Below are 24,004 nucleotides of genomic sequence, written 5' to 3'. Positions count from 1 at the left end.
GCTCCTCGCCCTCTGCCCCGGAATGGTCAGCCGCGCAGCGCACGGCGGTGGTCGTCGCCCCGCAGGGTCGCCAGCGCGAGGGCGCTGAGCGCGCAGGTCACGGCCACGTAGTAGGCGGGGACGCGGACCTCGCCGGTGCGCCGGACCGCCTCGGTGACGATGAGGCCGGCGCAGCCCGAGAAGACCGCGTTGGACAGGGCGTACGCCAGCCCCAGGCCGGTGTACCGGACCCGGGTGGGGAACATCTCGGCCAGCATCGCCGGACCGGGCCCCGCCATCAGGCCCACCACCGCGCCCGCCGCGCACACGGCGAGCCCCTTGGCCGCGGTCGGGGCGCCCGGGTCCCGCAACAGGTCCAGCAGCGGGAACGCCGCCGCCGCGGCCACCACCGCGCCGGTCAGCATGACCGGCCGCCGCCCCACCCGGTCGCTCAGCGCGCCCGCCGGGAGGATGGCCGCCGCGAAGCCCGCGTTGGCCAGGACGGTGGCCGTCAGCGCCTGCCGGAACGACGCGTCCAGCACGCTCTGCAGGTACGACGGCAGCACGACCAGGAAGGTGTAGCCCGCCGCCGACCAGCCCATCAGCCGCCCCACCCCCAGCACCACGGCCCGCACCGTCTCCCGCGCCGGGGCGGCGGCCGGCTCGTCCTCCTTCCGCGTACGGGCCCGTTCACGGGTACGGAACGACGGCGTCTCCTCCAGCCGGAGCCGCAGCCACAGCGCGGCCAGCCCCATCGGCAGCGTCATCAGGAACGGCACCCGCCAGCCCCACGCCCCGAGCTGCGCCCCGGTCAGCACCGTGCCCAGCACGGCCGCCACCCCCGCGCCGCCGAGCAGCCCGAGCGCCACGGTGAACGACTGCCACGCCCCGTACAGCCCCCGCCTGCCCGGCGGGGCGAACTCCGTCATCAGGGACACCGCCCCGCCGAACTCCCCGCCCGCCGACAGCCCCTGCACGATCCGCAGCAGCGTCAGCAGCCAGGGGGCCCAGACACCGGCCGTCGCGTACGTCGGGAGCAGCCCGATCAGCGTCGTGGCGGCCGTCATCAGCGACACCACCAGGATCAGGGTGGGCCGCCGCCCGAGGCGGTCACCGGCCCGGCCGAACAGCCACGCCCCGGCGGGCCGGAAGAAGAACGCCAGCGCGAACGACGCGTACGTCCTGATCAGCGCCTCCGCCTCACCGCCGCCCTCCGGGGTGAAGAAGGCCGCGGCGATGACCGTGGCGAAGTAGCCGTAGACCCCGAACTCGTACCACTCGATGAAGTTGCCCACCGACCCCGCCACCAGCGCCCTGCGCGAGCGGACGGCAGCAGGGGGAGGGGTGGCGGGTCCGGGCGCGGCGGCGGCCCTGGGGCGGGAGAGGTCCCCGGGGCCGTGCGCGGAGGTCGGCATGCGGGGCCCTCCCGGCGTCGGCGGTCACCTCATCGCTTCCCTCCCCGGCCCACCGAGGAAACGGTCCAGCAGGGCGTCCAGCCCGGTGGCGAGCAGCTCCTCGCCCCCCGGCTCCGCGAGCGCGGGCACCGTGGCGCGCAGCCGGGGCAACTCCCGTACCGGCATGCGCTGGAGACCCAGCCGGATGGCCGCCTCGGGCTCGCCGGGGTCGTCCACCACGGCGTTCAGCTCCATCAGGGTGTGGCCGAGGGCCCAGGCCGACACCGCCCGGTACGCCACCTGCGTACGGTCGGCGTCGAGACCGGCGCGGGCGAGCGACCCCAGGACGCGTTCCTGCACGCGCAGCACCGGACGGGGGCGGCGGGCCAGCGGCACGGTGAGCATCCGGGTGGCGAACAGCGGGACCACTCGCGGGTGCCGCAGCGAGCCGCGGTACAGCTCCCGCACCGTGCCGTGCAGCTCGTCCCGCCAGTCCCCGGCGCCGGGTGGTGCCGCCTCCAGGGCGTCCACGACCTCGGTGAACACCCGCTCGACCAGGCCGTCCAGCAGCGCGTCCTTCCCCGGCGCGTACCGGTAGAGGGCCATCGCCTCCACCCCCAGCTCGGCCGCCAGCCGCCGCATGCTCAGGGCCGGCAGCCCCTCGCGGTCGGCGAGCGCCAGCGCCGTGCCCAGCACCAGGTCCCGGCTCAGCCGGCCACGCCGGCTCGTCCGCCGCCCGGAACCTGCCTCTGGAGGCATCCCTTGACCCTCGTCACATATCGGAGCAAGGTGTGCATATACGTCGTAAATATAACCCGTTCGGGCGATACCAGAACCCCCTCGGCAGGTCATCGTGGAGCCGATCACCCGTTTCGCCAACTGGCTTCGGCCGCGCGACGGCCAGGCGTCCGGTCATGAGTCCAGCCACGCGTCCAGCGATGCGTCCGGGGCCACCACCGGTCGCAGGCCGCCGGTCTCGCCGAACCGCCTGATGGTGCTCTACGTCGTCTTCGTGACCCCGTTCACCATCGTGTACCTGACGGTCCCGGAGCGGCACACCAGCATGTGGGCCGTCATCGGTGCCGCCGGCGTCGTGGCGATGCTCATCGGCATCCGGATCCACCGCCCCACGAGACGCTGGCCGTGGCTGCTGCTCGCCGCCGCCAACCTGACCTTCACGGCCGGGGACACCACGTACAACATCCTGGAGTCCTTCGGGCAGATCAATCCGTTCCCGTCGCTCGCCGACGTGTTCTACCTGATGACCTACCCGCTGTTCGCCGCCGGGTTCTTCGGCTTCATCCGCTACCGCACCGAGTCCCGCGACCTCGCCAGCCTGCTCGACGCCCTGATCCTCACCTCGGGGCTCGCGCTGCTCTCCTGGGTCCATCTGATCAACCCGCTCACCAGGACGGGCGCCGACGGCTGGACCGAGCAGGCGGTCGCCCTCGCCTACCCGCTGGGCGACGTGCTGATCCTGGCCATGCTCGTCCGGCTGCTCACCCTCGGCGGCACCCGCGAGCGGTCCGTCCAGCTGCTCGCCCTCGGGACCTTCGGCATCCTCGCCTCCGACGTCCTCTACGGCCTCCTCCAGCTCCAGGGCACCTGGCGCGTCGGCACCTACATGGACCTGGGCTGGGTGGTGTTCTTCACCGCCTGGGGCCTGGCCGCCCTGCACCCGTCGATGGTGCGGCTCACCGAGCGGGTGCCCCAGCCCGGCCCGGGGCTGGCCAAGCGGCGGCTGGCCATCCTCGCCTGCGCCTCGCTGATCGCCCCCGTCCTGCTGCTGGTCGAGGCGCTGCTGGGCACGGTCCGGGACGCGGCGGTCATCGCCGTCTTCTCGGCGCTGATGTTCCTGCTGGTGATGGCCCGGCTGTGGGAGCTGGTCTCGCAGCACCGGCGCGCCGTCACCCGGGAGCGGAGCCTGCGGGTGGCCGCCGCCTCGCTGGTCGGCGCCGTGACGCCCCGGGACGTCGCGCGCTGCGTCGAGACGGCCGCCGCGACGCTGTTCGGGCCGGGCGTCCGCCACGAGGTGGTCCTCCTCGCCGTGGACGGCGACCGGCGGCTGCGGCCCGTGTCCACGACCGGCCGGCCGTGGGTGCGCGGGATCGACCTGCCCGCCGAGGTACTGGGCCCGGCGGGGCCGCTCGCCGCGCGGGAGGCGGGGGCGACGACACCTGCCGGGGCGGACGCGCCGGACACCGAGCAGGCCGCCGACCCGGTCGCGGGAGTGGCGCGTACCACCTCCCCGTGCGCGCCCGCGTCCGTGCGGACCGGCGGTGGCGGTGACGGCGGTGAAGCCGGTGACGGCAGCGATGGGGTTGATGGAGCTGACAGGGTCGATGGCGTCGGCGGGTCCGGCGAGGCCGACGCGAATCCCGGGGCCGGTGGGACCGGAGCGGCCGGTGGGGACGGGAGCGGCGGCCGGCCGGGGGCCGTACCGCCCGCCGGGGCGACCCGGGGAGGCGAGGGCGCACGGCTCGTGGACACCACCGTGCTCGGACCCCAGGCCGCCACCGCCCTGGCGCCCGGGACCCGGGCGCTGCTCAGCCCGCTGACCCTCGAAGCGCCCCAGGGGGTCAACCCGCTGATCGGCGCGCTCGTGGTGTCCGGGCCGCGCCGCCGGCTGGAGCGGCTCGGCCCGTCCGTCGAGTCCCTCGCCTCCCAGGCCGCGCTCGCCCTCGAACGGGTCGGGCTCAGCGAGGAGATCAACCGCCGCAGGAGCGAGGCGTACTTCCGTACCCTCGTGCACAACGCCTCGGACGTGATCCTGATCGTGGACGACGACGACACCGTCCGCTACGCCAGCCCCTCCGCCCAGGGCATGTTCGGCGGCACCCTCCTGAGCGGCACCCCGCTGACCACCCTCGTCACCGGCCGGCACCGCGTCCGGGCCGCCCGCACGCTCGCCCGGGTCCGGGCCGGCGACGCGCGGGACGTCCACGACGACTGGCGCGTGCTGCGCTCCGACGGCCAGCGGCTGGACGTGGAGGTGCGGTGCAGCAACCTCCGCCACGAGCAGACCGTCCACGGCATCGTCCTCACCCTCCGGGACGTCACCGAACAGCGCGAACTGGAGCGGGAACTCACCCATCGCGCCTTCCACGACTCGCTGACCGGGCTGCCGAACCGCGTCCTGCTGCTGGAGCGCATCGAACGGGCCCTGCTGCGCGGCCGCCGGGACTCCACGCTGACCTGCGTCCTCTTCGTCGACCTCGACGACTTCAAGATCGTCAACGATATGATGGGCCACTCCGTGGGCGACGAACTGCTCGTCGCCGTGGCCCGCCGGCTCACCGCCGTGCTGCGGCGCACCGACACGGCCGCCCGGCTCGGCGGGGACGAGTTCGCCGTCCTGATGGAGGGCGCCAAGGGGCCCGAGGACGCCGAGCGGCTCGCCGCCCAGGTCGTCGGGGCGCTGGACGAACCGTTCCGGCTCACCACCGGCTCGACCAGCGTCTCCGCGTGCGTCGGGGTCGCCACCGACCGCGACGGCGACGAGGCGGAGGAACTCCTCGGCCACGCCGACCTCGCCCTGTACGCCGCCAAGACGGCCGGCAAGGGCCAGTGGCAGCGCTACCGCCCCGACCTGCACGCCGGGATGGTCGAGCGCCACGAACTCCAGGCCGGCCTCGACAGCGCCATCGGCGAGGAGGCGTTCGCCCTGCGCTACCAGCCGGTCGTGGAGATCAACGGCGGTGCCGTCGCCGGTTTCGAGGCGCTCATCCGCTGGCCCCGCCACCGCGGTGTCGTCCCGCCCGACCAGTTCATCACCCTCGCCGAGGAGACCGGCCACATCATGCCGCTCGGCGCCTGGGTGCTGGAGCGGGCCGCGAGCGACGTCGCCCGCTGGCAGCGCGAGCACCCCCGCACCCCGCCCCTCTGCCTCAACGTCAACGTCTCCGCACGCCAGTTCATCGACCCCGGCTTCGTGGAACAGGTCCGGCACGTGGTCGACACCTCGGGCCTCGCCCCCGCCTCGCTCGTCCTGGAGATCACCGAGACCGTCCTGATGCGCCGGGACGAGCAGATCCGCACCGCCATGCGGACGCTCAAACGGCTGGGCGTGTCCATCGCCATCGACGACTTCGGTACGGGATTCTCCTCGCTCAGCTATCTGCGCGAGTTCCCCATCGACGTCCTCAAGGTCGACAAGTCGTTCATCGACGACATCGTCACCGACGGCCAGCAGGTCGCCCTTGTCGAGGGCATCGTCCGGATCGCCGACGTCCTCGGCCTCCAGGTCATCGCCGAGGGCATCGAGAACGCCGGCCAGCGCGACCTGCTCGGCGCCATGGGCTGCCGCTTCGGCCAGGGCTACCTCTTCGCCCGGCCGATGGCCGCGGACGAGGCCCTCCGCTTCCTCGGCACCTCCGGGGAGCGGCAGGCGTCGCCCCTGGTCGGACGGCGCGGCGAGCGCCGTACCGTGACCCACCCGGCGAACCGGGGCGAGCAGCGCGTCGGCGACCTGTCCCGCCTCCAGAAGAGCAGCCGGATGTGCGACGCCGTCATCGACGAGGTGCACGGCCGCCGCATCCGCTGCGGCGACAAATGGCTCGCCGACTTCGCCTCCTGCAACTACCTCGGCTTCGACTTCGACCCCGAGATCATGGACGCCATCGCCCCGCACGTCCGCCGCTGGGGCACCCACCCCAGCTGGTCGCGGCTCATCGGCAACCCCCGCCTCTACACCGACATCGAGGAGCGCCTCGCCGACCTGCTCGGCGCCCCCGACACACTGCTGCTGCCGACCATCACCCTCATCCACTCCTCCGTCATCCCGGTCCTCGCCGGCGGGGGACAGGTGTGCGTGGAGGCCCGCGCCCACCGCACCATGTACGACGGCTGCATGGTCGCGCGGGGCCAGGGCGCCTCGGTACGCCGCTTCCATGCCGAGCGGCCCGACGAACTGGAGCAGCTCCTCGCCTCCGCGCCCCCGGGAGCGACCCGGCTGGTCTGCATCGACGGCGTCAACAGCATGACCGGCAACCTGCCCGACCTGCACCGCCTGGCCGCCGTCTGCCGCTCCCACGAGGCCTTGCTGTACATCGACGACGCCCACGGCTTCGGCGTCATCGGCGAGCGCGACCCCGCCGAGACCTCGCCCTACGGCCGCAGGGGCAACAGCATCGTGCGCCACCTGGCCGAGTCGTACGACGGCATCATCCTGGTGGGCGGGTTCTCCAAGTCGTACTCCTCGCTCCTGGCGTTCCTCACCGCGACACCCGAACTCAAGGCCCACCTCAAGATCGCCGCCGGGCCGTACCTCTACTCCGGGCCCTCCCCGACGGCCTCCCTGGCCACCGTGCTCGCCGGGCTCGACGTCAACGAGCGGCGCGGCGACGCCATCCGCGCCGACCTGCACCACAAGACCAAGCTCGTCCTGGACCATGTGCGCGCGCTGGGAGTCGCCACCCCCAACACCGACGGACTGCCCATCATCGAGATCCCCCTCGCCGACAGCTGGGACCTCGACGCGGTGGGCGACTTCCTCTGGGACCACGGCATCTACGTCACCCTCGCCGGCTACCCGCTCGTCCCGCGCAAGCAGGTCGGGTTCCGGGTCCAGCTCACCGCCCTCAACACCGTCGAGGAGATCGAGCACCTCAACGCGACACTCACCGAACTGGCCGACCGCTTCCCGCTCCAGCAGCGCCTCACCGGCGCCGGGGCCGGAACGCCGGGGGAGTGGCCCGCATGACCGCCGCCCGCGCCGGAGCGCCCGGCCCCCCGCACCACCGGCACAACGCCGAGGCCGACTGGGACCAGTGGCCCGTCGCCGCGTACCTCGCCGAGAACTACCGGCTGCTGCACGCCTCCGACGCGGCCGTCGTCCGCCACCACTCCGCCTTCTACCGGCAGTTCCCCCCGGACGGCGTCCCGGCCTCCCTGGAGTTCGGCGCCGGACCCAACCTCTACCCGCTGATGGTCGCCGCCGCCGTCTGCCGCCGCATCGACGCGCTCGAACCCAGCGCCGCCAACGTCGCCTATCTCACCGGGCAATTGAGGCACCCCGACACCAGCTGGGACCCCTTCTACGCGCTCTGCCGCGACCTCGACCCGCGCCTGCCGCCCGGCCTCACGACGGCCCTCTCCCGGGTGCGGGTGCTGCACGCCGACGCGAGCGCCGTCCCGCCCGGCCGCTACGACCTCGCCTCGATGAACTTCGTCGCCGAGAGCGTCACCGAGGACGCGGACGAATTCGCCGCCCTGTGCCGGACGTTCGTCCACGCCGTACGGCCCGGCGGCCACCTCGTCGCCGCCTTCATGGAGAACATGCCGAGCTACCGCATCGGCACGGGACCCGCCGCCTGGCCGGCGTTCCCGGTGGACGTCCCCGCGCTGCGGCGCGCCTTCGCCCCGTACACCGAGGAACTGACCCTCACCCGGGTGGAGAAGGACCCCACCCTGCCCGACTACGGGGACAGCGGCATGGTGCTCCTCCGCGCCGTCCGCACCCCGGCGGCGTCACCCGGCACCGGGTGGGCTCACCGCACCGCCTCCCGGTAGAGGCGCCCGTACTCCTCCGCGCACCGCCGCGGCCCGAAGCGCTCCTCCACCGCGGCCCTGCCCTGCTCCGCCAGCACCTGCCACCAGTGCGGCCGGTCCAGCAGCTGGCGCACCAGCCGCCCGGTGCGGGCCGCGTCCCCCACCGGCGCCCGCAGCACGGCGTCGCCCAGCGCGGCGAACTCCGGATGGTCGCCCAGGATCACCGGCCGCCCGGTGCTCAGCGCCTCCAGCACGGTCAGCGGCACCTCCGGGCGGAGCCCCGGCGGACCCGGCAGGTACAGCAGCACGTCCGCCGAGACCACCAGGTCCCGCATGCCGGGCACCCGCCCCAGCACCTCCACGTCCCGCAGCCCCTCCCGCTCGGCCAGCTCCCGCACCGGGGCGGCGTCCTGCGCCCGCGCCCGCCGGTCCCCGTACGGGCGCAGCGCCAGCGTCAGCCGGAACCGCGCCCCCGCCCGGGTCGCCGCCCCGGCCGCCCGGACGGCCTCCTCCGCACCGCCGTGCGGCCCGTGCCGGCCCAGCGCCAGCACCCGGGGCGTCGGCCCGGGCGAGCGCGCCGTGAACGGCCACCGCTCCAGCCGGACCGCCGGAGGGACGACCTGCACCCCGCCGAACCCGGCGGCGCCCAGCTCCCGGGCGGTCCCCGCCGACAGCGCCACCGTCCGCCCCAGGGGCCGGGCGCCGCGCAGGAGCCGGGGGTCCGCCACCCCCGGCACGGTGTGCACCACCGGCCTGCCCCGCAGCAGGCGCGGCAGCAGCCGGGCGTACGCGGCGAAGTCCTCGTCCACGTCCAGCACCGCGTGCACCAGGTCCGCCCGGCGCGCCAGCGCGGCACCCACGACGGCCGTCAGCAGCGGCGGCGGGACGCCCGGGGAGCCGTCCGGGGCGGGCCACGGCACCGGACGGCCCCGCTCCACGGGCCGGGGGGCACCCCGGGAGGGCCACCGGGCGAAGTACGTGAAGTCCGCGTCCGTCACCGACTCCGCGACCGCCGCCGCCAGCCGGGTGTCCGCCGCCGACGGACGGTCGAGCGGGCCGCTGGTGAGCAGCAGGACGCGCGGACGGCGCCCTCCGGCGGTCATGGCCGCCCCACGGCGACGGCGCTCCCGGACCGGCGGGTCGTGCCCCGGCCCGGGAGCGGCGGCGCCGCGGTGCCGGGGGCCGCCGGACCGCGGGAGGCGCGCGGCACCGGCGCACTCACCCGCGGCGGCCCGGCGGTCCGGTCCGGCACCGCCTCCCCGGGGGTGGTGGCCCCGGAGCGGGGCGGCCGCATCCGCCCGTGACCCCGGAACCACCAGGTCGGAAGCGCACGGGCCGGCGCGCGCCCCGAACCGCCGCCGTGGGCGCGGGCATGGGCGTGGACGGGCACGTGCGCGTGCGTGTACGTGTGCGTGAGCGGGTGCGGACGGCGCGCGGGAGGGAGCGCGGGCGCGCCGGAGGGCGGCGCGCGGAACGGCCGGGAGGGCCGGAGGGACGGTGACGGCCGGGAGGGCCGTGCGGACCGGGGCGGCCGGGAGGCCGGGGGAGCCCCTGGTTCGCCGTCCGGACCGCCGTCGGAATCGTCGGCGCGGCGGCGGGCCGCGGCATGCGCCGCGGCGGCGCGGCCACGCCGGCGGCGGGCCGCCGTACACGGCCTGCGGACGCGCGGGAGGGGTGCGGCCAGGGGGCGCGCCAGCCGGTCGGAGACCCGGCGTGCCGGGTGCGCGGCGGGGCGGGGCGCGGACGACCGCGCGGCGGCAGGCCAGTCGGTCACCCGCCGCAGCGGGTGCGGGGCGTAGAACGCCGGAGTCCGGCTTGCCTGGACGGAGGACACGGGGGACCTCTTCCTGCGACGTGGCTGCCAGGGCATGGCCTGTTCGTCCATCCGTAGCACACGCCAAAAGGCGAGTCAATGGACAATGGAAAACCATGGAAAGGGGCGGGAATCTATTCCGGGAAAAGCGGTTCGGTTCCTCTCCGCCGGACGCCCGTTCCCTGTCCGATTCCCCCGCCCGGACTACAATTCAGTGCATGGTCGGGCGAATCGAGGACTACGCCCTCATCGGAGACCTGGAGACGGCTGCCCTGGTCGGTACCGACGGGGCGATCGACTGGATGTGCGTGCCGCGATTCGACTCGCCGGCCTGCTTCGCCGCCCTGCTGGGCGGGGACGAGAACGGCCGCTGGCGCCTCGCACCCGCCGGCGCCGACCGGTGCAACCGGCGCTCCTACGTCACCGACACCCTCGTCCTGGAGACCGTCTGGGAGACGGCGGGCGGCGCCGTGAAGGTCACCGACTTCATGCCGCCCCGTGGAGGATTCCCGCAGGTGGTACGGCGCGTCGAAGGTCTGTCCGGACGGGTCGCGATGCGCGGCGAGCTGACCCTGCGCTTCGACAACGGCCGGATCGTGCCCTGGACCAGGGAGGTGGACGGCCGGACCGTGGCCGCGGTCGCCGGCCCCGACTCGGCGCTCCTGGTGGCCGACGCCCCGGTCGAGACCTCGGTGACCACGTCCCGTACCTCGTGCGCCTTCTCGCTGGCGGCGGGGGAGCGGGTCACCTTCGTCCTGCGCTGGAGCCCCTCGCACCTGCCCGCCGCCGTCGGGGCGGACACCGGGAAAATTCTCGCCGACACCCTGGAATTCTGGCGCAATTGGGCCTCGAAATGCCTGTACCGGGGGCCCTGGCGGGACGTCGTCGTGCGCTCCCTCGTCACCCTCAAGGCGCTCACCTATGAACCCACCGGCGGAATAGTCGCCGCCGTCACGTCCTCCCTCCCGGAGGACCTGGGCGGGGAGCGCAACTGGGACTACCGCTTCTGCTGGCTGCGGGACTCCACCTTCACGCTCTCGTGCCTGCTGCGCTCCGGCTACCGGGAGGAGGCCGTCGCCTGGAAGGACTGGCTGGTACGGGCCGTCGCCGGGGAACCCTCCGACCTCCAGCCCCTCTACGGCCTGGCCGGCCAGCGCCGCCTGGACGAGACGGTGGCCGCCTGGCTGCCCGGCTACGAGGGCTCCCGCCCCGTACGGTTCGGGAACGCCGCCGTGGACCAGCTCCAGCTCGACGTGTACGGCGAGGTCCTCAACACCGTGTACTCGGCGCTGCGCGCCGGAGTCGCCATCGACGCCCACGTCTGGCGCCTGATCGCCTCCTTCATGGAGTACCTGGAGGAGCACTGGCGGGAGCCGGACGCGGGCCTGTGGGAAGTGCGCGGTCCCCGGCGGCACTTCGTCCACTCCAAGATCATGTCGTGGGTCGCCGCCGACCGCGCCCTGCGCATGGCCAGGGTCGCCGGGCTGCGCGGCTCGGCGGAGCGCTGGCGGGCGATGCGGCGGGAGATCCGCAAGGACGTGCTGCGCAACGGCTGGGACGACGAACTGGGCTGCTTCGTCCAGTACTACGGCTCACGCCGTGTCGACGCGTCGGCGCTGCTGATGCCCCGGCTCGGCTTCCTGCCCCCCGGTGACCGCAGACTGCGCGGCACCCTGGAGGCGGCCGGGCGGCTGGACCACCACGGCTTCCTGCGCCGGTACGCGGACACCGGCGGCGCCGGCCATGTGAACGAGGTGGACGGGCTGTACGGCGGCGAGGGCACGTTCCTCGCCTGCTCGCTCTGGTTCGCCGACTCACTGGCGCTCACCGGGCGCCGGGACGAGGGCCGGGAGCTGTTCGAGCGGGTCCTCGACGTGCGCAACGACGTGGGTCTGCTGTCGGAGGAGTGGGACCCGGTGACGCGCCGCCAGCTCGGCAACCTGCCGCAGGCGTTCAGCCATGTGGCGCTGGTCAACACGGCGTTCGCGCTGCACGGCACCCGTACCGGCAGCCGCAACGGCAACGGCAGGCACGGCGACCCGGCGTACGGCTCCGCGCACGGCGACGGTCCCGGCTCCCTAAACGGCTCCGTACACGGCGACGGGAGCCGCGTGGAGAGCGGCTCCCGTGCGAGGACGGCCCCCTGAGGGCCACGGCCGTCATGTGCCGTTGGTCGCGTCGGGCTCTCTCTCGCGGCGCAGGAGCGCCGAACCGGCCAGCAGGGCCGTGAGCATCGCGCACATCACCGCCGCGACGCCCGACCAGGCCCACGACCGTCCCAGACTGCTCGCCAGGACGGCGAACCCGCTGCTGCCGGCCAGGCCGTGCAGGGCCACCACACCCACCGACGTCACGGCCGCGAAGCCCCAGACGCGCGGGGAGTCCCGCACGATGAGCCACTCGCCGAGCACCAGGCAGACCACCGTGACCACCAGGGCCATCGCGTCCGCGTAGCCGCCGGACCGCAGCCCGGTGAAGTCGGTCGGCAGGTGAATGATGCCGCACGCGAACAGCGCCGCCGCCGCGGGCCAGCGCAGCCCCGACCGGGACGTCCGGGCGGGTTCGCCGCCGCTGTCCGGTTCGGGCACGAGGACCTTGGGCTCCGGCGCGGGCGCCGCCGCGACCGTGGCCGACCGGGGCGGCCGCACGTGGGGGTTCTCGGGCACCACCGGGAAGGCCGGGCCACCGGGCTGCGCGGTGGCCGGAGCGGTGCCGGCCGGTGCGTCCGCCGCCGGTCCGGTGCCCGTGCCGGGCGCCGCCGGGACCGGGGTGTCGCCGGTGCCGAGGATGCTCACCAGCTGGACGACGTCCTCGATGGGCCGGCCGACGGCGGCGGCGCGCAGCGTGGTGTCGCTGTCGTCGAGGGTGTGACCGGCCTCGTTGAGCATGGCGACCAGCTGCCGCACCTCGTCGAGCGGCCGGGCCACGGCCGCGGCGCGCAGCGCCTCGTCCGCGGGGCTGTCCACCGCGTTGGCGTGCTTGAGCTGGGTCACCAGCGCGGTGACCTCCTCCAGCGGGCGGTAGGTCGCGGCCGTCCAGATCAGTGTCCGTATGCGCTCGTCGCTGTCCTCGTCGTCCGCTCCCGTGCCCGAGGTCTCCGCGAGGACGGCGTCCACCAGCGCGGTGTCCACGGCGCCCGCGGGCTCACCGTCGGCCGCCGCGCCCTCGGCGGACGACCCCTCGGGGGGCGCGTCCTCGGCGGCCGTACCGTGGCCGTCGGTCGCCTCGCCCGGGACGGCGGCCGTCACGGCGGTGTCGGCCGGTGCGGCGTAAGTCGCGGCCTCCTGGGGGGCGTTGGCCTCGGGCCGGGTGTCGTACACGTGCGGCCGGGCGGTGTTGGCCTCGGGCCGGGTGTCGTACGCGTCAGGCCGGGCGCCGTTCGCCTCGGGGCGGGCCCCGTGGGTGTCGGGTCGCGCGGGGTCGGCGGGCGACGCCGGGTCGACCGGGTGCGCGGCGGTACCGGGAGCGCCGGGCGCGGGCGCGGGACGCGTGCCGTTCGCCGGCGCGGGCGGCGCCAGGGGCGCGTGCGTGCCGTTCGCGTGGGTCGTCGAGGCCGTGGGCACCTGGACCGCGCCCGCGGGCACGGCGCCCATGCGCAGCGCGTCCGCGTGCGCCGGGTCGACGGGCACCGTGCCGAACGGCTGCGCCTGGGTGCGCGGCGGTTCGGCCGGCACCGAGCCGAGCGGCGGCGCCTCCGGGTGCGAGGCGTCGAGCGGTACCGCGCCGTGGGACGGCGGCTGGACCGGACGCGGCCCCCCGGCGGCGGGGGCGGCGGGTGCGGCGGGCGTCACGGGCGCGGCGGCCGGGTCCTCGGCGGCCGGGTCGGTCATGGCCGCCGGGCCGGTGGCGCCGGTGGCGTGACCGGGTGCCGCGTCGGGCGGGTGGGGCGGCATGGTCCGCTCAGGGACCGCCGCCGCGGGGCGAGTTGTGGGGTCATCGGTTGTCATGGCGTGGCTCCGTTCGCCGGACTCCGGTGAGGCACACACCGTGTCGGTCGTCGTGCGCCGACTGGGCGCGCGGTTCTGCCCCATCTAATGGGCACACCGGTGAATTGCGCCATCCGGGAAGGGCAGACGGGGTACGCCGCTCTCCCTCCCTTTCGTCACGACATGTCCTGCAGGCGCACGACCGGCACCGGCACCGCGCGCGCGGCTCCACCGGGCCCCGTCCCGCCCGCCGTTCCCCGGGTTGTTGCCCGGGCCGGGCGCCGGAGCCCGCGGAAGTGGGGCCAGGGAGTTGAATGTTGTAACGAATTGCCGTTTTGCGCCATTTGCGTGTTGTTGGCGTCTGCGGTCCACTGGAAGAGCAAGCGAAACATTCCTTTCCGCATGAGGGGATGGTGGCGCATGACGTCGACCGAGTTTGAGCTCCGGTCCCGGACCACGGTCCAGGACACCGACATCGAAGCGGCCCTCGACCCGGGTGAACTCCAGGGCTTCTACCGCGACACTCGTGAGTGCGCGGCGCTGGCCCTCCAGGCGGGCGGCGGACAGCTGCTGCTGGCGCCCCCGACGCCACGCCCGAAGAAGGGCTGAAGGGCAACTGCATGGAGCAGCCCAGCACCCCCACGCCCCTGACGGGCGCGGTGCGGGAACTGTCCGCACACGTGGTCTCCGCCCTCACGGGCGGGGACCACTCCCGGCTGTCCGCCCTCCCGGCGGTCACCGCCGGTGACGACGACCTCGGCCTCGCCGCCGTACGCGTCGTCGGGGCGGACGTCCTGCTGCCGAGCGTCCTCCACCGCCTGCCCGCCGCGGCCGTCGACCTGGCCGTGTGCGAGAAGGCCGCCCTCGCCCACCCGCCCGGACCCGACGCCTCCGCCACCTCCCGCTGGAGCCACTGGGCCCTCACGCGCACGCTGCGGGAGCTGGGCGGCCTCACCGGCCCGCCCCCGCCGCCCCCCGTACCGCCGGACAGCACCCACGCGCTGGACGACCTGCCCTGGCAGGCGCTCACCCACCAGCTGTCCCTGCTGGCGGCGCTCGCCGTGCCGTCGGCCGACAGCGCGGTCGCCCGGGTCGCCGCCCGGCGGACCGTGGACGTCGCCCGGGGCTTCGCCCGCGCCGTACGCCGCCGGGGCTGGCTCCAGGCGGCCGGCGCGGGACGCTGGCTGTGCCTGGCCGGCGACGTACCGGAAACCCTCGGGCTGGACGCCGGGCTGGAGTTCGTCGCCCTCATGGGCGGCGACGACCCGCGCGTGGCGCTCCAGCTGCACGCCGCCCGGCTCCTGCGCCCCGCCGCCGTACCCGAGGCGCCATGACCGCCCCGGCCACCACCGACCTGCGTCGGCTGGCCGGAGCCGCCCTGGGCTGGCTGTCGGACAACCGCTCCTCCTTCCGGCTCGGCGAGGAGGCACTCGCGGTCGACGCCGACGTCAACCGCTGCTGGAAGCCCGTCGGCGAACTGGCCCAGATGTGCGTCTCCGTCCGCCGCCACACCGGCCCCGGCACCCCCGCGCACGACACCGCCACCGACCTGCTGCGGCACGCCTGGCGCGAGACCCGCGAGGGCGCCCTGCTGCTCGACGTGCAGCGGCTGGAACCCTGGGCCACGTACCCCCTGGAGGTGTACGCCGCCTTCGCCTCCGCCGGGCTGCGGCACCCGGCGTACGAGGAATTCACCGCCCGCCTCGTCCGCACCCGCGGCTGGCGCGGCCAGGAGATGCTGCCCAACCGCCTGCTCAGCGTCCTCAACTCCGAGCGCCGCACCGGGCTTCCGCCGCACGAGGACGCCGCCGCCGTGCTGCGCCGCACCTGGCTCGGCGGCCTCCCGGAGCCCTGGGCGTTCGAGCGGACCGCCGGCTACACCCTGACCCACGTGGTGTACCACCTCACCGACTGGGGCCACGACCCGGGCGGCGTCCCCGACGACCTCGCCCGCTACCTGCGCACCTGGCTGCCCGTCTGGACCGACGGCTGCGTGGAGACGCAGTCCTGGGACCTGTGCGGCGAGCTGCTCGCCGTGGCGGCCAGTCTCCCCGGCCCCCCGGACCCCGGGCCGGCCGAGGACGCCTGGCGGGCCCTGGCCCTGGCGCAGCACCCCTCCGGGGCGATCACGGAGCAGGGCCGGGGCCCCCGGGGCGAGGACGTCCCGCCGGTCTTCCTCAACTGCTACCACTCCACGCTGGTCGTGGCGTTCGCCGCCACCCTGACCGACGCCCGCCGGTCCGGGACGCCCGCCGGCGGGGCGACCCACCGAGGAGCGCCGGCATGACCACCGCCCCCACCCGGCTCGTCCACACCGTCGGCGTGAAGGCCCTGGAGTGGCTGCACGCCCACCGCGACGGCTTCCGGCCGGAACCGGACGCCGACCCGGAGACCGGATACCTCGAACGCCTCAAGCCGGTGGGCGAACTCGCCGTGATCTGCGCCGTGCTCTTCCGCGAGGGCGTCGCCGGCTCCCGCCAGGCCGACCTCGCCCGCCGCCTGCTCGACCACGCCTGGCGGGACGTCCTCGACGGCGGCCGGGTACTGGTGCGCGGCCAGCGCACCGAACCCCTCTCCCCGATCCCCTTCGAGACCTATGTGCCCTTCCGCGAACTGGGCCACAGCCAGCCGGAGCTGGAGCGGGCGATCCGGCTCAACCACCGGCTCGGCAGCTGGGCCGCCCTGGAGGTGCCTCCCGTGCGCCGGCTCGGCCTCAGCGCCTTCGAACGCCGCTACGGGCTCCCGCCGAGCCTCCCGGAGGACGAGGCGTTCCGCCGCACCTGGCTCGCCCGCCGCCCGGAGCCGTGGACCGTCGACACCCGCGTCGGCTACGACATCACCCACACCGTCTTCCACCTCACCGACTGGGGCGAACGCCCCGGCGGCCTGCCCGCCGCCACCGCCGAACACCTCGACCGGTGGCTCCCGGTGTGGCTGGACGACTGGCTCGACCTGCGGCGCTGGGACCTGCTGGGCGAACTGCTCGTGGTGGACGCCTGCCTGCCCCGCCCCACCCTGGACGCCACCGCCTGGGAGGGCTTCGCCGCCGCCCAGCGGCCCGACGGGGCCATGCCCGCCCTGGGGGAGATGCCCACCGGCGACCCCCAGGACGTCTTCGACATCGTGTACCACTCCACGCTCGTCGCCGCCTTCGCGTCCGTCCTCGCCACCTCGCGCGCCCTGACCTCGCTCACCGCCGAGGACCCCGCGTGACCGGCGCGGAGCCGGACGTCGGCCTGCTGGACGAGGCCGTACGGGCGGTCGACGCGCCCGACGTGGTCTTCGGCATCTCCCGCGACGGCCACCGCACCGTCCGCAGCGGCGGCACCCGGCCCGCCACCTCGCCCGTGCCGCGCGACCGGCAGCGGTACGAGATCGGATCGGCCTCCAAGACCCTCACCGGGCTGCTGCTGGCCGACCTCGACCACACCGGCGTCCTGTCCGCCGCCGACCCGGTCGCCTCGCTCCTCGACCCCAACAGGCCCCCCGGGCGCCACCCCGCCACGCTCTGGCACCTGATCACCCACACCTCGGGCCTGCCGCCGCTGCCCGCCGACCTCTACCCGCGCGCCCTGCCCCGCTGGTACACCAACCCCTACGCCGGCTACCCCTCCGAACGGGTCGTCCGCGCCTTCTTCCGCGCCCGCCCCGCCCGCCGGCCCGGCACCCGCTGGCGGTACTCCAACTTCGGCGTCGCCGTCCTCGGCCACGCCCTCGTCGCGGCCACCGCCACCCCCTGGGAGCGGCTCCTCACCGCCCGGGTCCTGCGCCCCCTCGGGCTGGACGACACCGTGCTGAGCCCCACCGGCCCGGGCACCGACGCGACCGGCCACCGCGCCGACGGGGTGACCCCCGTGCCGCCGCTCCGGATCGGCGGGTTCCAGGCCGCGGGCGCCGTCCACTCCACCCCGTACGACCTGCTGACCTACCTGGAGGCGCTCCTGCGCCCGGAGGGCGGCCCGCTGGCCACCGCGCTCCTGGAGATGCGGCGGCCACTGCTGCGGCGCGGCCGGGGGCACGAACACACCCACACCCTCGCCTGGTTCTGCCACCCCGTCGAGGACGGCACCATGTACTTCCACATCGGGGCGACCAGCGGCCAGGTGGCCTTCCTGGGTTTCCGGCCCGACCGCGGCACCGCGCTGGTCGCCCTGTCCACCCGCCGCTACAGCCGCACCGACGCCCTCGTGCCCACCGCCTACGCGCTGCTCGCCGGCTGCTCCCGGAGGAACCCCCCATGCTGACGACCGACTTCGTCCCCGGCACGCCCAACTGGATCGACCTCGGGGCCTCCGACACGGACGCCGCCGCGGAGTTCTACACCGCGGTCTTCGGCTGGACCCACCAGCCGGCCGGCCCCGGCTCCGGCGGCTACGGGTTCTTCCTGCGCGACGGGGCCACGGTCGCCGCGCTGGGCCCGCTCACCGGCGAGGGCGCCAACCCCGCCTGGACGCCCTACTTCCACACCCGGGACGCCGAGGCCACCGCCGGGGCCGTGGAACGGGCGGGCGGTGCGGTGCGCGTACCGCCCATGGACGTCTTCACCGCCGGGCGCATGGCCGCGTTCACCGACCCCCAGGGCGCCGAGTTCGCCGTGTGGCAGCCCGGCGACCGGGTCGGCGTGGACGCCGTGATGGAACCCGCCGCCCTGTGCTGGACCGAACTCCGCACCACCGACGCCGCGGCGGCCCGGGACTTCTACCGCGCGGTCCTCGCCTGGCAGTACGAGGACATGGACATGGGCGGCACCGGGCCCTACACCGTCGTCTCCGCCCCCGGCGGCGGCGCGGGGGGCGACGCCGGGCAGGGCGGCATCGTCGAACTGGCCGCGCTCCGGGGCGAGAACCTCCCGGACCGGCCCGCCGCGGCCTGGCTCCCGTACTTCGGCGCGGCGGACTGCGACGCCACCTTCGCCGCCGCCACCTCCCACGGCGCCACCCCCGTGGTCGTTCCCACCGACATCCCCGGGGTCGGGCGCACGGCGGTGCTGGAGGACCCCGCAGGCGCGCGTTTCGCGCTCATCACGGGCGACCCCACCACCCCCTGACCCCACGTGCCGGGCCACGTACCGGGGTGCGCCGGGAACCACCGGCACACGCGCCGGTGACCGCCGCCGCTCCAACACCGCGCCAGCGCACCCCAGTTGATAGTATGACTAGCTTTTGTCGCGCTTTCGGCGGACCGCCGCGCGGACATCCACAGGGAGGCAGGACACATCCCTGGAGGAGGTCGCATGGTGGACGTCGAGCGGTTGCTGGCCGACTGCCTGCGGGACGCGCGTACCGCACCCGGGCCCCTCGGTACGCTCCCCTGCGCCGGCGAGGGCGCCGCCTACGCCGAGGCCCGCCGCACCTTCCTCGCCGCCGGACTCCGGGCCCTGCGCGACGACCTCCCGGAGACCGGCTGGGTCCAGCTCGGCCTGGCGCCGCGCCCCGGAGCCCGGCCCGCGCTCTACCGGCGCCTCGCCGACACCGCCCGTGAACTCCTCGGCTGCGGCTGGGCCGACGACTTCTTCTTCATGCACAAACCGCCCGGGCTGCGCGTGCGCTTCCACGCCCCCGGCCGCGCCGGCGCCGCCGCGCTGCGGACCGAGCTCCTGCGCCGCTTCGACCACCGCGAAGGCGCCTGGACCACCCCCACCGAGGGCGTCTACGAACCCGAGATCTACCTCTTCGGCGGCGCCCGCGCCATGCCCCTGGCCCACGCCCTGTTCACCGCCGACTCCCTGGCCTGGCTGGACCACCACGCCGCGCCCGCCACCGCGACCGCACCGGCGCCCGCCGACTGGCGCGTCTCCCTCACCCTGCTGCGCGCCGCCCTGGACGGCCTCGGCGTGGTCGGCTGGGAGGACCGCGGCGTCTGGCAGGTGGTACGGGAGGAGACCGGGCGCCGCCTCGCGGGCGGCCTGGACGACGCGTCCCTGCGCCGGGCCGCCGCCGGCATCCGCGCCTACTGGAACCTCACCGCCGACGACCAGCTCGCCGCCCTCCCCGGCGAGCGGCGCGAGGCGCTGCGCGCCCACGGCGACGCGGTACGGCGGGCCGCCGCCCGCTGGCGCACCGACTACTTCGAGGCCCCGGGGGCCACCACCGGACCCCGCAGGGCCGCCGCCCACCACGTCATCTTCCACTGGAACCGGGGCCACTTCTCCCTCGCCCGGCAGAGCCTGCTCACCGAGGCACTGCTGACCCGGGACGCCGAGTCCCGGGCGTACGCGTCCGAGAGGTACGAGCCCGAGGGCCACGAGCCCCGGGAGCAGGAGCCCCGGGCATGCCCCGCCCCGGCGTACGCGTCCCACGACGGCCACCGGGCCGCCGCCCCCGCCGGAGAGGGGCGCTGACATGGGCGAGCACCCGACCGTGCTGCTTCGCGTCGCCGGCATGCCGTGCGCCGCCTGGACGTCGGCGGCCGACCCCGCCCTGTTCGAGCGGATCGCCCGGCACGCGCGCGAGGAGGAGGAGCACACCGCACGCGCGCGTGCCCTCGCCGAACGGCTCGGCACCGACGCCGTGCCCCACCCCGCCCTGACCGGCACCGACCGCCGGGCCGTCCTGGCCCTGCGCCGCCGGCTGCACGCCGGGCACCCGCCCGCCGCCGACGGCCTCGACCTCCTGGACCGGCTGCCGGACGCCGTCCCGCCCGAGACCGCCGCAGCGGCCCGCGCCCTGGCCGGCGACGCCGCACGGGCCGGCGCCGAACGGGCCGCCCTGGAGCGGGCGGTGGCCGACGGGCAGCGGCGGGCCGCCGCCCTCGCCCGCGACCTGGCCCACACCCACCCCGTCCTCCGCGACCTCCTCGACAGCGCGTCCCCCGGACTGCGCGACGACATCGACCGGCGCCTGGCCGACGGCGAACCGTACGACGGCAAGGCCCTGCGCAAACGGACCGGCTACATCTGGCGTGTCCTCGGCCGGGCCGCCGCCAAGACCACCCCCCGCGGCTGGGCCGGCCAGCTCGCCCAGACCGGGCCCGGCCCCACCGGCACTCCGGCCGGCACGGAGCTGCTCGCGGACGGCACCGCGCTCGGGGCGCTGGCCGGGGTGTGGACGGAGAACGTCCACCTCGTCCGCGCCCGCCCCCCGGGCCCGCCCGACCTGCGGACCGCCGACCCCGGCACCCTCCTGGCGCCCGCGCCCCTGCACTTCACCGACGGACCGGCCGCCCTGCGCGCCTACGTCGTGGACCCCCGCGAACCCGGCCGGCTGCGCCATGTCGCCCTGCGGCGCACCCCGCTCCTCGGCACCGTCCTGGCCCTCCTCGCCGAAGGGCCGCGCCCCCTGGGCGACCTGGAGAAGGCCCTGCTCGCCCTGGTGACCGGCCCCGGCACCCCGGACGCCACCGTGCTGCGCGGCTTCCTCCAGCACCTGCACACCACCGGCCTGCTCCAGGTGTGCGCCCCGCCCCGCCTCCGCCACAGCGCCTGGCTCCCGCCCGGCGACCTCACCGCGCACGGCACCCTGCCACGGCCCCTCGCCCCCACGGACGGCGCGCCGGGGGACTGGTACCTCGACTCCTACCGCACGGTGACCGCCCCCGTGCCCGCCGCCGCCACCGACCGGGTACGGAAGGGGCTCCGCGTCGCCGCCCGGATCGCCGCCCTGCGCGACGCGGACACCACGAGCGCCCCCGGCACGGAACCCCCCGAACTCGCCGCGATCACCGAACAGCCGCGCCCCGTCAGCGAGATCCTCGCCGTGCTCCTCCCGCTCACCCCCGGCGAGAACCGTCCCGCGCCCCCCGCACCCCCCGCCCACCGGGGCTGGCCCCCGCCCGCCGCCCCCACCACCGGCTACGCCCGGCTGCTGGCCCACCTCGCCGCCCACCCCGGCCCCGGCCCGGCCGACGTGGACGACGCGCTGCTCGACGCCCTCGGCGCCCCGCCCGCCGACGAGGCCCTGCCCGACTGGCCCCTCGACTGCCTCCTGCGCCCGCTCACCGGCCCCGGCCCCGCCGCCGTCCTGGAGACGGGCTCCGCCGCCGGAGTGCTCGACGCCCGGTTCGCCGACGGCCTCGGCACCCTGTACGGCGCCCACCCCGCCGCCGACGCCCACCGCGCCTTCCTCGCGGCCGTCGAACACCACAGCGGCGTACGGTTCGTGGAACTCCTCGTCCCCCCGCTCGCCGAACGCGCCGCCAACGCCGTCCGCCGCCCCGTCACCACCGGCTGGTGGACCGGCGACCCCGACCCGACGCCCTACTACGGCCCCACCGCCACCCCGCCCCGCTACCTCCCGCTGGACCGCATCACCCTGCGCCGCGCCGGCGGAAGGATCGTCGCCGAGGCGGACGGCCGGCGCGTCGTCCCCGTCCACCACGCCACCCGCAGCCCGCTGCCGCCCTACGACACGCTGCTGCGCCTCCTGCTGCGCGCCGGGCACCCCGCCACCTCCACGCTGCTCCGCCTCGACGGCCTCGACGCCGCCCTGCCGGGCAGCCGGCTGCCCCGGGTGACCGCCGCCGGCGAGCTGGTCCTCGCCCCGGCCACCTGGCGCGTCGACCGCGCCCGGCTGTGGCGGCCCGGCGACGACACCCTCACCAGGGCCCGCGCCCTCACCGCCCTGCGCGCCGCCACCGGCCTGCCCCGGCACGTCTTCCTCCGCACCGCCGCCGGCGCCAAACCCGTCCCGGCCGACCTCGACGCGCTGACCGCCCTCCCGGTCATCGACCGGCTGTGCGCCCGGGAGCCCGGAGCGGAGCTGCTCGCCGAGGAAATGCTCCCCGCCCCCGGCGACCTGCCCCTGCGCGACCCGCTGCACGGCGGCGCGGCCGTCGCCGCCCAGCTGCTGCTGCGCATCCCGTACGACCCCGGCGCCGCCGAGCGGCTCGCCGCCCGTGCCGCCCGCGCCCTCACGGGCGGCACCACCCCAGACGTCCCCGGAACCCGGTCCGCCGCGCGCGGGCGGACTGCCGGGGCGGCCACCGCACACCAGTGAGAGAAGGGAACCCACCATGCCCGGAACCATCGAACTCGCCGACCTCGACGCCCTCATCGAGGACCTCGACGCCCGGATCACCGACACCGAGCTGCCCGAGGCCCAGGCGGTCACGGCGGCGTGCAGCGGCCTGTGCACCGTGGTCATCTGCACCCTCATCGTCTGCGCCTGAGCCGGCCCGCCCGGCTCACCCAGGAGCCGCCCGGCACGTCCGGGCGGCTCCGTCCACACCCACCCCCCACACCCCCGCGCCGCCGGCCCGGTCCCCCCGACGAGGAGCCCGATGGACCTCCGCACCGCCCCGGCCCTCGGCCTCGCCGTGGCCCACCTGGACACCTGGACGGCGGCGCCCCCCACCACCGAGAACCCCGGCGACCCCGGCATCCCGGTGCTCGCCCGCCTGGTCGCCGGCGCCGGCGACCCCGAGGCCGCCGCCGTCGCGGCCCGCGCGGTCGCCGGCTGGGCGGCCGGCGCCGGACGCGGCCCCGGCGGGCCCGCGCTGCACGGGGGCCTGGCCGGCACCCTCGCCGGCCTGCGGCTCGGCGCCCGGCTGCACCCCGCGCTGCACCGCGCCGCCGGCAAACTGAGCGACCACCTCGCCGGCGCGGCGTCCGGGCTCCGCCGCGAGGACGTCGCCTTCCCCGACTACGACCTGATCAGCGGCCCCTCCGGCACCCTGCTGGCGCTGTGCGCCGGCGACGTACCCGGCGAGGGAGCGCTGACCACCCTCGCCGGGCACCTGACGGCGCTGTGCGACCACGACGACCTGCCCCGCCTGCGCACCGGCCAGTACGCCGGCCACCCCCTGCTGTCCTGGACACACGGCCGCGTCAACACCGGCATGGGCCACGGCGCGGCCGGTGTCGTCACCGCGCTCACCGCCGCGCTGCGCCGCACCGCCGACCCGGCCACCGCCCTCGCGCTGCGCCGCGCCACCGGCTGGCTGGCCGCCCGCTCCCACGTCGACGCGCGCGGGATCCGCACCTGGCCGGGCGCCGGCCCGGACGGCGACCTCCCCCCACCGGGCGCCGACCCCCGCCAGGCGTGGTGCTACGGCACCCCCGGCGTGTCCTGGGCGCTCTGGGACGCGGCCGACGCGCTCGGCGACCCGTACACCGCCGGCTGGGCCCTGGCCGCCTTCGACTCGCTCGCCACCCGGTACGACGAGGACTTCCACCTCTTCGGCGACACCCCCGGCGACCTCCTCGGGCTCTGCCACGGCGCCGGCGGGGTCCTCGCCGTCGCCGACGCCTTCGCCCGGCACACCGGCCTGCCCGCCGCCCGGGACCTCACCGGCCGCCTCACCGCGCACCTCCACGACCGGCTGCCCGCCGCCCTCGCCGCCGGCTGGCCGCCCGGCCTCCTCGGCGGCCCCGAGGGCGCGCTGAGCGCCCTGCTCACCGCGTGCGGCGCCGCGCGGGACTGGCTGCCCTGCCTGGGACTTCGCTGAAGCCCCTCGCTAGGGTGAAG

General features: G+C 76.2%; 17 protein-coding genes. 13 read left to right on the top strand and 4 right to left on the bottom strand.

Annotation, left to right across the window (positions count from 1 at the left end):
* Positions 1 to 26: 26 nt before the first annotated feature.
* Entirely contained in the window at positions 27 to 1,394 is a 1,368-nt protein-coding gene (locus tag ACF08D_RS17540) for an MFS transporter (RefSeq protein ID WP_392223518.1), read from the bottom strand.
* Between the two features lie 24 nt (positions 1,395 to 1,418).
* Positions 1,419 to 2,132 carry a TetR/AcrR family transcriptional regulator gene (locus ACF08D_RS17535; RefSeq protein WP_392223517.1) on the bottom strand — a complete coding sequence of 238 codons (714 nt, stop codon included), beginning with the start codon at positions 2,130 to 2,132 and terminating at the stop codon, positions 1,419 to 1,421.
* A 94-nt stretch (positions 2,133 to 2,226) separates the two neighbouring features.
* Between ACF08D_RS17535 and ACF08D_RS17530 the strand changes: the two genes are divergently transcribed.
* Together ACF08D_RS17530 and ACF08D_RS17525 are read left to right on the top strand one after the other, a co-directional pair.
* On the top strand, positions 2,227 to 7,074 hold the full coding sequence (locus ACF08D_RS17530) for an aminotransferase class I/II-fold pyridoxal phosphate-dependent enzyme (protein WP_392223516.1): 4,848 nt from the start codon (positions 2,227 to 2,229) through the stop codon (positions 7,072 to 7,074).
* Positions 7,071 to 7,883, top strand: a complete 813-nt coding sequence (locus ACF08D_RS17525; protein WP_392223514.1) for a class I SAM-dependent methyltransferase — start codon at positions 7,071 to 7,073, stop codon at positions 7,881 to 7,883. Before ACF08D_RS17530 ends, ACF08D_RS17525 begins: the two co-directional genes overlap by 4 nt.
* Here ACF08D_RS17525 and ACF08D_RS17520 read toward each other — a convergent pair.
* Positions 7,862 to 8,965, bottom strand: coding sequence for a glycosyltransferase family 4 protein (locus ACF08D_RS17520; protein WP_392223513.1), 1,104 nt, complete (start codon positions 8,963 to 8,965; stop codon positions 7,862 to 7,864). The genes ACF08D_RS17525 and ACF08D_RS17520 overlap by 22 nt on opposite strands.
* Positions 8,966 to 9,893: 928 nt before the next feature.
* Between ACF08D_RS17520 and ACF08D_RS17515 the strand changes: the two genes are divergently transcribed.
* Positions 9,894 to 11,822 (top strand): glycoside hydrolase family 15 protein, encoded by a 1,929-nt coding sequence (locus ACF08D_RS17515; RefSeq protein ID WP_392223511.1) that lies wholly within the window; start codon positions 9,894 to 9,896, stop codon positions 11,820 to 11,822.
* A gap of 12 nt (positions 11,823 to 11,834) precedes the next feature.
* Here the strand turns inward: ACF08D_RS17515 and ACF08D_RS17510 are convergent, their stop codons facing one another.
* Positions 11,835 to 13,622, bottom strand: a complete 1,788-nt coding sequence (locus tag ACF08D_RS17510) for a hypothetical protein (protein ID WP_392223510.1) — start codon at positions 13,620 to 13,622, stop codon at positions 11,835 to 11,837.
* A gap of 399 nt (positions 13,623 to 14,021) precedes the next feature.
* Here ACF08D_RS17510 and ACF08D_RS17505 point away from each other — a divergent pair, with 399 nt between their 5' ends.
* The 10 genes from ACF08D_RS17505 (at position 14,022) to ACF08D_RS17460 (ending at position 23,984) form a co-directional block, all read left to right on the top strand.
* Positions 14,022 to 14,210, top strand: coding sequence for a hypothetical protein (locus tag ACF08D_RS17505; RefSeq protein WP_392223509.1), 189 nt, complete (start codon positions 14,022 to 14,024; stop codon positions 14,208 to 14,210).
* Between the two features lie 11 nt (positions 14,211 to 14,221).
* Positions 14,222 to 14,935: a hypothetical protein gene (locus tag ACF08D_RS17500; protein ID WP_392223508.1), complete on the top strand. Its 714-nt coding sequence runs from the start codon at positions 14,222 to 14,224 to the stop codon at positions 14,933 to 14,935.
* Positions 14,932 to 15,888, top strand: coding sequence for a DUF6895 family protein (locus ACF08D_RS17495; RefSeq protein ID WP_392223507.1), 957 nt, complete (start codon positions 14,932 to 14,934; stop codon positions 15,886 to 15,888). The genes ACF08D_RS17500 and ACF08D_RS17495 overlap by 4 nt, the downstream gene beginning before the upstream one ends.
* Complete coding sequence (locus ACF08D_RS17490) at positions 15,885 to 16,814, top strand: DUF6895 family protein (RefSeq protein WP_392223506.1); 930 nt, start codon at positions 15,885 to 15,887, stop codon at positions 16,812 to 16,814. Before ACF08D_RS17495 ends, ACF08D_RS17490 begins: the two co-directional genes overlap by 4 nt.
* Positions 16,811 to 17,845, top strand: a complete 1,035-nt coding sequence (locus ACF08D_RS17485; RefSeq protein ID WP_392223505.1) for a serine hydrolase domain-containing protein — start codon at positions 16,811 to 16,813, stop codon at positions 17,843 to 17,845. Before ACF08D_RS17490 ends, ACF08D_RS17485 begins: the two co-directional genes overlap by 4 nt.
* On the top strand, positions 17,839 to 18,648 hold the full coding sequence (locus ACF08D_RS17480) for a VOC family protein (protein WP_392223504.1): 810 nt from the start codon (positions 17,839 to 17,841) through the stop codon (positions 18,646 to 18,648). Before ACF08D_RS17485 ends, ACF08D_RS17480 begins: the two co-directional genes overlap by 7 nt.
* A gap of 186 nt (positions 18,649 to 18,834) precedes the next feature.
* The gene (locus tag ACF08D_RS17475) at positions 18,835 to 19,941 is read left to right on the top strand and encodes a thiopeptide-type bacteriocin biosynthesis protein (protein ID WP_392223502.1); all 1,107 of its coding nucleotides are present in this window, start codon (positions 18,835 to 18,837) and stop codon (positions 19,939 to 19,941) included.
* Between the two features lies 1 nt (position 19,942).
* Entirely contained in the window at positions 19,943 to 22,534 is a 2,592-nt protein-coding gene (locus tag ACF08D_RS17470; protein ID WP_392223500.1) for a lantibiotic dehydratase, read from the top strand.
* A gap of 16 nt (positions 22,535 to 22,550) precedes the next feature.
* Positions 22,551 to 22,706: a hypothetical protein gene (locus ACF08D_RS17465; protein ID WP_392223499.1), complete on the top strand. Its 156-nt coding sequence runs from the start codon at positions 22,551 to 22,553 to the stop codon at positions 22,704 to 22,706.
* Positions 22,707 to 22,817: 111 nt separating this feature from the next.
* Positions 22,818 to 23,984, top strand: a complete 1,167-nt coding sequence (locus ACF08D_RS17460) for a lanthionine synthetase LanC family protein (RefSeq protein ID WP_392223497.1) — start codon at positions 22,818 to 22,820, stop codon at positions 23,982 to 23,984.
* Positions 23,985 to 24,004 lie beyond the last annotated feature (20 nt).

Origin of the sequence: Streptomyces sp. NPDC015131, assembly GCF_043079975.1 — a bacterium.
Lineage (GTDB): Bacteria > Actinomycetota > Actinomycetes > Streptomycetales > Streptomycetaceae > Streptomyces.
The sequence above is the reverse complement of the archived record's forward strand: the minus strand, read 5'-3'. Positions and strand labels throughout refer to the sequence as shown.